This window comes from Psychromonas aquatilis (assembly GCF_038155185.1).
GTDB lineage: Bacteria > Pseudomonadota > Gammaproteobacteria > Enterobacterales > Psychromonadaceae > Psychromonas > Psychromonas aquatilis.
Genome location: NZ_JBAKAZ010000074.1, coordinates 1 through 10,156, shown reverse-complemented (window position 1 = coordinate 10,156; position 10,156 = coordinate 1). Strand labels below are relative to the sequence as shown.

The window sequence follows — 10,156 nt, the reverse complement described above, 5'->3', positions numbered from 1 at the left end:
CTCTTTGCTTCTTTCTCTTCTGACAAGAGAAAGAAGATCGCCGACAAGGCGAAACCAATCGTTAATAAATATTAAAAAGATAAAACGAGCACAGACGAGCTAATAGCAAATGAAAAATCATTAACCTACTTGAATTTTATTTTGGTTTTTGATTTTGATGTAGCAGGAGACCAAAGTCACCGCCCCCAGTAAAAGAAGAAGGGTAAGCTCTTCGCCTGAACTAAAGCAACGCTTAAAGCTATAGGCGAAATATTCGTCTAAATAAAAGTAGAGCTGCTGCTAAGCTACAAACTCCTCAACTTCAATACGTTGCGTTGTCACTTCCAGCTTCTCCTCTAAAATCGTAGCAATCTCAGGTAAACAACTGCCACAACCTGTACCTGCTGTTGTGCAATCCTTGATCAAATCTAAAGAGTGACAGTTTTGCTCGGTAATCGCTTCATTAATAGTATTAATGCCTACTTGTTTACAAGCACAAATGATTTTACCTTGCGCGAGTTTACCCTGTACAACACCTGAAATTAACGTTTGTTCGATAGAGCCATCTAATGGCATATCCAACACACTTTGCAGCCAATCTAATGATTGTGTGGTTAACTCTTCAGAAGTGATATAGGCATTATTTAATTGCTGATCTTGTACAAAGGCATAGCGGTGAATCATTTGTTGAGTTTCATCTGTGCTTGAAAACTGCAGTGTTTTACCTTGCTTATTGTTTAATAAGCTATGTAACGTGCTCGCTAATTCTATCGAAGTGCGGCTATCTGCAATGCGGTATAAATACCCTTGTTCAACCTTCTGTTTCACCCAATAATCAAATAAATCAAGATCCAAAGGTTCGCGTGTTAATAACATCCCTTCACTCTGGTATTCCCATTTATCGATATTAACTTGTGATGATTTTAAAGCAGGTTGTCCAGATAAAGGGTCAGTATCATCATTCGCAAGATTACAAACATTAGCGCTTTTAGCTGTTTGTTTATTCCAATGAATCGGTGTAAATAATTGTCCCGGAGCTTGTTGTTTAGTGAGCAGGGCACGTACTAACATACTGCCTTTATCATTCTTAACGACCACAAGGTTATGCTCTTTAATATCTAAAGGCACAGCATCATCTGGGTGAATAGCCACAAACGGCTCTGTAATATGCGCACCTAATCGACTTGATAATCCGGTACGAGTCATCGTATGCCACTGATCTCGAATACGGCCACTATTTAGAATCATCGGATAATTTGATTGTGTTTTTTCGCTGATCTGTTTTTTAGCATCAATAGAGACAGCAATAAATTGTACTTTTTTAGAAGGAGTAAAGAATTGTTTATTAGCAAAAAAACGTTGCTGTACGGTCTCAGTTTGTAACTCAGTGACCGGCCATTGTTGTGGTTTAAGGCGACTATAACCCTTCCCATCTAGTTGTGTTAAGCCAATTAAATTAAGGTCACGAGCCTGTCCATCCTCATTATTTAGCGTGGTCATTTTTGCAAACTCAGTGAAGATCTCTCCTTCATGCAAATAGTCAAAGGCTTCTTTAAAGCCCATGCGTTTAGCCACTTCACTTATGATCCACCAATCAGCTTTAGCAACACCAGGACTTGGTAATAAGCGGCGTTGTCGAGAAATACGACGTTCAGAATTGGTTACTGTTCCTGACTTTTCACTCCAGCCTTGAGCAGGTAACAATACATCAGCATATTCAGCAGTGGCTGTATTTTCAATACAATCCGACACCACCACTAAAGGGCATTTTTGTAATGCTGCGATAATCTTATTACTATTTGGAAGACTAACCACTGGGTTGGTTGCAATAATCCAAACCGCTTTGATTTTTCCATCATGCATTGCATCAAACAGATCTACCGCTTTTAAACCTGGCTTTGTCGCTAAATTATCTGTCTGCCAAAAATCACTGATGGCTTGATGTGCTTGTTGATCACCAAATTCCATATGTGCTGCTAAGGTATTCGATAACCCACCGACTTCACGACCGCCCATCGCATTAGGTTGACCAGTAATTGAGAAAGGTCCCATACCCGGCTTGCCAATACGCCCCGTTGCAATATGACAGTTAATAATACTATTAACCTTATTACTGCCTTGCATTGATTGGTTAACACCTTGGGAGTAAATAGTGAGGGTCTTTTCTGTGTTAGCAAAGTGCGCATAGAATGAGCTTAAATCATCTTGATTGATACCTAACGCTGATGCCATTTGCTCTAGTGATGAAGCATCTTTTTGAGCAGATGCTAAAGCGCTTGCAAAGCCTTCACTATGCGCATCGATATATTGTTGGTCTATTTTTTTATGCTCAACAAGGTAGCTTAATAACCCATTAAAAAGCTGTACGTCAGTTTCTGGGTTAATGGCTAAATGTAAATCTGCAATAGAACAGGTATCTGTTTCACGCGGGTCAATCACAACGATAAACAAATTGTCTCGTTGCTCTTTTTGTTTTTTCAAACGTTGGAATAAAATAGGGTGGCACCAAGCTAAATTTGAACCCGTGATGATCACCATTTCAGCAGTATCAAAATCTTCATAACAACCAGGTACCGTATCCGTACCGAAAGCACGTTTATGCCCAGCAACGGATGAGGACATACATAAGCGAGAATTTGTATCAATATTGCCACTACCAATGAATCCTTTCATTAGCTTATTCGCCACGTAATAATCTTCAGTTAATAATTGCCCTGAAACATAGAAAGCTACTGACTCCGGACCAAACTCTTCAATTGTTTTTGAAAACTGTGTCGCAACATGATCCAATGCAGTGGGCCAACTTTGTTCAATACCGTCAATACTTGGGTGCAGTAAACGGCCTTGATGGCTTACTGTTTCACCTAAAGCTAGGCCCTTTGAGCAAAGGTTACCAAAGTTAGCAGGATGGGATTGATCTCCACGAATACTTAATTCTCCATCTGCTTTGATTTGTGCTTCTATACCACAGCCAACACCGCAATAAGCACAAGTAGATTTAGTCCATGCATTTCTTGTTTGAGTCATTTTGTTTCTCTTTAATTATCAATATCCATATATATAGGCTACTTAAATAGAGCAAAGACTAGACCAAGTTAAAGTAAATGACTGATGGTTTTCATAAGCTATAAATTTGATTTTATAAATCAATGACTTATATGTTTAAAAAGAACATTCTTGGGGAAATATCAATAAAGATAATAATTGTTTTCGCACCAAATCAATCCGTATCGCACCAAATCGATTCATTTTGCACCAATTTGTCACATTTTGTTAACAATTCAAATCTATAAAAAACAAAATTATAGCCACCTCTTGGTGCATTTTTTATTTAAGTTGTTGAATTTATGATGTTATTTAACTTTTTTAATTTGTTGGTCTCACTTTTGCAAAGAGTATCGCAAGTCACTTATACGGACGATAAGTAGATAATGTTAATTACAAAGGACAATTATTATGAGTAAACAGCGCATTGTTGTAGTCGGTAACGGCATGGTTGGGCATAAATTTATTGATACAATTATCGGTAATGAAAACTCTAACTATGAAGTTATTACTTTTTCAGAAGAATCTCGTCTTGCATACGACCGAGTACAACTAAGTTACTTCTTCTCTGGTAAAACTGCCGATGATTTAGCATTAACCGATGCTGCTTATTATGAAGAAAATGGCATTAAATTTGTGCTTAACGACAAAGTCGTTGACCTTGATTTTGAAAATCGTAACGTAATCACCGCAAGCGGTCGCGTTGAAGGTTACGATAAACTAGTGCTTGCAACGGGTTCTTATCCGTTTGTTCCCCCAATTCCAGGTAATGATCAAGAACACTGTCATGTTTATCGTACTATCGACGATTTAGAGGCAATCACTAAATCAGGCGAAAGCAGTAAAGTGGGTGTTGTTATTGGTGGTGGTCTACTAGGTTTAGAAGCAGGTAACGCCTTAGTGAACTTAGGTGTTGAAACACATATCGTAGAATTTGCACCACGGCTAATGGCTGTTCAGCTTGATGATGGCGGCGGTGCATTATTAAAACGTAAAATTGAAGACCTAGGTGTACATGTACACACTGAAAAAGCGACAACAGAAATCGTTGATGGTGAAAATTGTCGTTACCGCATGAATTTTGCCGATGGCTCTTTTTTAGAGACCGATATGATTATCTTCTCTGCAGGTATTCGCCCACAAGATGAGTTAGCACGTTCTTCTGGTATTGCGATCGGTGAGCGTGGCGGTATCGTGATCAATAACCATTGTGAAACAAATGTTGAAGATGTTTACGCAATTGGTGAATGTGCATTATGGGAAAACTTTATTTTTGGTTTAGTTGCCCCTGGTTATCAAATGGCGAAGGTTGCTGCGGCACATATGCACGGCGATCATGAAACAGAATTTACTGGTGCTGACATGAGTACCAAATTAAAACTACTTGGTGTTGATGTAGCAAGTATTGGTGAAGTTCACGGTACAACGCCGGGCGCCCAATCTTATACTTACCACGATGAAATAGAGCAAGTATACAAACGTTTAATCGTTTCAGCTGATGGCAAAAAAATGGTCGGCGCGGTATTAGTTGGTGATGTAGATGCCTATGGCACATTACTGCAATTAAAACTAAACGATATGGATTTACCAGCGAACCCAAGTGTTCTTATTTTACCAGCGGCAGATGGCGAAGAATCTGTTGGTGTCGGTGTTGATGCACTACCTGATACTGCTGCTATTTGTTCATGTTTTGATGTCTCTAAGGGCGATATCAAAGAAGCCGTTGCTTCAGGTTGTAGCAGTATGGCTGAGCTAAAAAGTTGTACAAAAGCGGCAACCGGTTGTGGAGGTTGTACTGCACTGGCTAAACAAGTACTAGATAGCGAACTTGCTAACTTAGGCTTTGAAGTTAATACAGATATCTGTGAGCATTTTGCATATTCCCGTCAAGAATTGGCAGATATCATTCGCGTGAAAAGAATTAAAACTTTCTCAGCATTACTGGCTGAATGTGGGTCAGGTCTTGGTTGTGAAATTTGTAAGCCGGCAGTTGCAAGTATTCTTGCCTCTTACTGGAACGAATATGTATTAGAAGACGCGCATGTTGGCTTACAAGATACTAATGATAACTACCTAGGTAACATGCAGAAAGATGGTACTTACTCAGTTGTTCCTCGTATGCCGGGTGGCGAAGTAACGCCTGATGGCTTAATTGTGATTGGTGAAGTTGCTAAAGAATTTAACCTCTACACCAAAGTTACTGGTGGTGCTCGTGTCGATCTATTTGGTGCGCAATTACATCAGTTACCAACTATTTGGAAAAAGCTGGTGGATGCAGGTTTTGAAACCGGCCACGCTTACGGTAAATCATTACGTACAGTTAAAGCTTGTGTAGGTAACACTTGGTGTCGTTACGGTGTGAAAAACAGTATTGGTTTCGCGATTGATTTAGAGAATCGTTACAAAGGCTTACGTTCACCACATAAAGTGAAATTTGGTGTGTCTGGTTGTACGCGAGAGTGTGCAGAAGCACAGGGTAAAGACTTTGGTTTAATCGCAACAGAAGGCGGTTGGAACTTATACTTCGGTGGTAACGGTGGTATGCGTCCTCGTCATGGTGACCTGTTTGCCTCTGATTTAACTGATGAACTTCTACGTACTTACATTGACCGCATCTACATGTTCTATATCCGCACTGCAGACCGTTTACAACGTACATCAGTATGGCTAGAGAATTTAGAAGGGGGCATCGAGTACTTACGAGATGTTGTGATTAACGATTCATTAAATATTAATGCTGAGTTAGAAAAAGAGATGCAAAGCAATGTCGATAACTACCAGTGTGAGTGGAAAACGACCATTGAGAATCCTGAAAAACTCAAACGTTTCAAACACTTTATTAACAGCCAAGAACAAGATTCTGGTTTGACTTATAAAGTAGTTAGAGGGCAACGTTTCCCTTTAGCCAAAGAAATTGAAATTACTGAATTAGCTTAATAGGAGATAACATGGAAGCTCAATCAACGAACACAACATGGACAGATATTTGCCCAGTAAATGACTTAACACCAAACGCAGGCGTTTGTGCATTGTTTAACGATCAACAAGTAGCGCTATTTTTATGCACTCAAAGTAACAATGTTTATGCGATTGCTAACTTTGACCCTTTTGGTCAAGCCAACGTGCTATCAAGAGGTCTTATGGGATCAACAGAAGACACTGTTTATGTTGCCTCTCCGCTTTATAAACAACGTTTCAATCTACAAACAGGTGAATGTTTAGATTCTGAAGAGCATCAATTAAAAACCTTTGATGTACGCGTAGCAAATGATCAAGTACAGCTGAAAGAAGCAAGCTAAATACGAGCAATAACAAGTTACTTTAAGTACAGCGGATGTTGGCACCTTAAAGTAACTTACTCTTATCAATAAATAGACGGGATATCTATGAATAAAGATTCATTTAACATTTTCTCTTTCCAAGGGAAGATGAAAACATTACACCTAAGCTGGATGGCATTTTTTATTACATTTGCTGTTTGGTTTAACTTTGCGCCATTATTACAATCGGTAAAAGAAACACTAGGTTTAACCACGGAAGAAGTAAAAACACTACTGATCCTTAACGTAGCCATTACCATTCCTGCTCGTGTTATTATCGGTTCATTAACCGATAAATACGGCCCTCGAATTATTTACTCTGCATTATTAATCCTTTGTTCAATCCCATGTTTTACCTTTGCTTTTTCTGATAACTTTATGCAAGCGGCTATTTCGCGTTTTGCATTAGGTTTCATTGGTGCAGGTTTTGTTATTGGTATCCGTTTAGTATCTGAATGGTTCCCGCATAATGAATTAGGAACAGCTGAAGGTATCTACGGTGGTTGGGGTAACTTTGGTAGTGCTGCTGCAGCATTTACGTTACCGACAATTGCATTACTTTTTGGTGGTGATGACGGATGGCGTTATGCAATGGTCGTAACTGGCCTACTAAGCTTAGTATTTGGTTTTATCTTTTACGCTAACATTACTGATACACCAAAGGGCTCTACATACTTTAAACCTGCTAACTTAACAGCAATGGAAGTAACATCAAAAGGTGACTTCTTCCTATTGTTAGTGATGAAAGTGCCAATGTATGCAGCATTAGCGCTGTTAACATGGAAACTATCTCCTTCTAATATTGATATGATTTCAGATGGTGTTTGTTACTTTATTTACGCAATCCTAATTGCTTTATATCTATATGAGTGGTCACAAGTATGGAAAGTAAATAAATCAATCTTTACTACGCCAGTACCTGAGCTTCACCAGTACAAATTTAAACAAGTTGCAGTATTAAATATCCTATACTTTGCGACATTTGGTTCTGAGCTAGCTGTGGTATCAATGTTGCCATTATTCTTCTTAGAAACATTTGAATTAACACCGGTTGTTGCGGGTATGGTGGCTTCTGCTTATGCCTTTATGAACTTAGCATCACGTCCTGGTGGCGGGTGGTTATCAGATAAATTTGGTCGTAAATCTACCTTAATTATCTTAACCGCAGGTTTAGCGTTAGGTTACTTATTAATGGCTCAAATTGACGGTGGTTGGACATTATGGATCGCAGTAGCGGCTGCAATGTTATGTTCTTTCTTCGTACAAGCAGGTGAAGGAGCTGTATTTGCAACCGTACCATTGATTAAACGTCGTATGACAGGTCAAATTGCAGGTATGACAGGTGCTTACGGTAACGTTGGTGCTGTTGTATATTTAACTATCTTATCTTTTGTTAGCTACCAAACTTTCTTCTACGTGATTGCGGTAACAGCCTTTATTGGTCTTGTAACATTATTGTTTATGAGTGAACCAAAAGGGAAAATCGCAGAAGTAAATGAAGATGGTAGTGTGACGATGATTGATGTAAGTGCACACTAAACCAATACCTTTTAAATAGTAAAAAAGTGGAAAGCTGAAATGGATAAGGGTCAATCAAAAAAAACCTTAAAAGTATGTCTTGGTGGTTACTCTACCGCGGGGAACCGAGAAGTTAATCAAGATGCTTTTGCAGTAAAAGACCCTTATCTACGTTCAGAAAGAAATAATAAAGGTATTGTTGCCTGTGTTGCTGATGGCGTAAGCTGCAGCAATAAAGGGCAACAAGCTAGCCATACAAGCGTAACGCAATTCATTAATGATTATTACAGCACCAATAATAGTTGGGATGTAAAACAATCAGCAAGTAAAGTACTCAGTTCATTAAATAGTTGGTTATTTCAACATAACCAAGAAGATGTACGCCATAACGGTTTGATCACTACCTTCAGTAGCCTAGTCTTAAAATCGACCACAGCACACCTTATACATATCGGTGACAGTCGTATTTACCGTTATAAAAACAACCATCTCGAACAGTTATCACGTGACCATAGCCGAACAACTTACAATAAAAGTACAGTTTTAACACGTGCACTAGGAATGGACAGTCATCTCGACATTGATTATCAACAAACGCCACTTGAAGTCGGCGACTTATTTATGTTGACCAGTGATGGGGTACATGATTATTTAGATCATGAGATGCTAACCAATTATCTACAAGGGTTTACACTCAAAAGCACCACTAAAGAATTTGAAGAAGTAGCTCAAACGATTTGTGATGATGCATTAGCAAAGGGAAGCAGCGATAATATCAGTTGCTTGCTAGTACAGGTAACAGCATTACCAAACGCTGACTTAAGTGAATTATTCACTCATTTAAGCAAATTAACCATTCCACCCGCATTACAACCGGGTAATGAAATTGATTGTTTCCATATCGATAAAATATTACATCAAGGCACGCGTAGTCATGTCTATTTAGCGACAAATAAAAGCGATCAAAGTAAAGTCGTATTAAAAATGCCTTCTTTGAATTTCGAAGAAGATGAAAACTACCTATTAGATTTTTATAAAGAGCAGTGGGTCGGGCAATTAATTAATAACCCGCTAGTGATGTCAATTGCTGAGAACATCAAAGGATCTGCTTTTCTTTACCATATTTGTGAATACGTTGAAGGCATCTCACTAAGAGAGTGGATCAAAGAAAACCCTCAACCTGACTATCAAGACGTTTGCGATATCATCAGTAAGACAGTGAGTGCAGTACGTGTATTGCAACGTGCAGGAATGGTACATCGTGATTTAAAACCAGAAAACTTGATCATCTCAGAAAGCGGAGACATTAAACTGATCGACTTTGGGACCGTGAGAGTTAATGGTTTAGAAGAAATCGCCAAAGAACAAGAAGAATTACCATTAGGCGCGGTGAATTACATTGCACCTGAATATTTAAATGAAGGGCAAAGCTCTTCTCGCTCCGATTTATTTTCGATCGCAGTTATTGCCTATGAACTACTTTCAGGTGAACTACCTTACGCACAAAGCTCGGCTCATACCTTAGATAAAGCAAGACAATATAAATGGGAATATCGCCCGATTAAGCAGTATCGAACAGATCTACCTCCTAAGCTTGATAAAATATTACAGTTTGCGCTAAACCCCAAACCTGAGTTTCGCTACAACAGCATGAGTGAGTTTGTCAGTGAGTTAATATCAGTTAAGAAAAGACAAGGGATCAGCGAGCCAACAACCTCATTAATGGAAAGAGACCCAGTAAAATTTTGGCAATCACTGACGCTAATCTTCGTAATGATCAGCCTAGCAGAATTATTCCTACTACTCTCAAAGTAAACCAGTCCTTCGGGATGGTTACTTTGGTCTTTAAGCCTGCGTGCAACAAAGAGGAAAAGCACTATATCTCGGGGCTGTGATTTCAGCTTCCCTGCCTGCGCGCAACAAAGAATAAAAAGTCCATCTTTTGGGGCGGTGGCTTCAGCCTCCCTGCTTGCGTGAAATCGAAAGCATTAAACAAAATTCATCGAAGAAAACATTACGAGGTAACTGGTGAAGTGTTTCTTTTATTTATTGCATGCAACAAAGAACAAAAGCTATATCTGGGGCGGTGACTTCAGTCTCCCTGGTTTGGTAGCCTGTCTTCGGGGCGTTGACTTTAGTCCTTCTGGTTTGTAACCTATCTTTTGGGGCGGTGACTTCAGTCTCCCTGCTTGCGTCAAACCAGAAAACCATAACAAAATTCATTGAAGAAAAATGCAATAAGGTAACTACAAAGTTATTTCTTTTATTATTTACATTATCAAGGGAGGCTGAAG

The 10,156-nt window shown here is 39.1% G+C and carries 6 protein-coding genes; 4 read left to right on the top strand and 2 right to left on the bottom strand.

Going from position 1 to position 10,156, the window contains the following annotated elements; translation table 11 throughout:
- Positions 1–279: 279 nt before the first annotated feature.
- Positions 280–3,006, bottom strand: coding sequence for a molybdopterin-dependent oxidoreductase (locus V6256_RS13775; protein WP_341598806.1), 2,727 nt, complete (start codon positions 3,004–3,006; stop codon positions 280–282).
- Positions 3,007–3,435: 429 nt separating this feature from the next.
- On the opposite strand from V6256_RS13775, the gene nirB reads away from it, so the two are divergent.
- The 4 genes from nirB (at position 3,436) to V6256_RS13755 (ending at position 9,677) form a co-directional block, all read left to right on the top strand.
- Positions 3,436–5,961 carry a nitrite reductase large subunit NirB gene (gene nirB, locus V6256_RS13770; RefSeq protein ID WP_341598805.1) on the top strand — a complete coding sequence of 842 codons (2,526 nt, stop codon included), beginning with the start codon at positions 3,436–3,438 and terminating at the stop codon, positions 5,959–5,961.
- Between the two features lie 11 nt (positions 5,962–5,972).
- Positions 5,973–6,323: a nitrite reductase small subunit NirD gene (gene nirD / locus V6256_RS13765; RefSeq protein ID WP_341598804.1), complete on the top strand. Its 351-nt coding sequence runs from the start codon at positions 5,973–5,975 to the stop codon at positions 6,321–6,323.
- Between the two features lie 87 nt (positions 6,324–6,410).
- The gene (locus V6256_RS13760) at positions 6,411–7,883 is read left to right on the top strand and encodes a NarK family nitrate/nitrite MFS transporter (RefSeq protein ID WP_341598803.1); all 1,473 of its coding nucleotides are present in this window, start codon (positions 6,411–6,413) and stop codon (positions 7,881–7,883) included.
- Positions 7,884–7,922: 39 nt separating this feature from the next.
- Complete coding sequence (locus V6256_RS13755) at positions 7,923–9,677, top strand: bifunctional protein-serine/threonine kinase/phosphatase (protein WP_341598802.1); 1,755 nt, start codon at positions 7,923–7,925, stop codon at positions 9,675–9,677.
- A gap of 231 nt (positions 9,678–9,908) precedes the next feature.
- Here V6256_RS13755 and V6256_RS13750 read toward each other — a convergent pair.
- Positions 9,909–10,156, bottom strand: a 248-nt coding sequence (locus V6256_RS13750; RefSeq protein ID WP_341598801.1) for a hypothetical protein, incomplete at its 5' end; no start/stop codon positions are given.

Coding starts and splice junctions, on each gene's coding strand:
- V6256_RS13775 (WP_341598806.1), bottom strand. CDS start 3,006: ATGACTCAAACAAGAAATGCATGGACTAAATCTACTTGTGCTTATTGC.
- V6256_RS13760 (WP_341598803.1), top strand. CDS start 6,411: ATGAATAAAGATTCATTTAACATTTTCTCTTTCCAAGGGAAGATGAAA.
- nirB (WP_341598805.1), top strand. CDS start 3,436: ATGAGTAAACAGCGCATTGTTGTAGTCGGTAACGGCATGGTTGGGCAT.
- V6256_RS13755 (WP_341598802.1), top strand. CDS start 7,923: ATGGATAAGGGTCAATCAAAAAAAACCTTAAAAGTATGTCTTGGTGGT.
- nirD (WP_341598804.1), top strand. CDS start 5,973: ATGGAAGCTCAATCAACGAACACAACATGGACAGATATTTGCCCAGTA.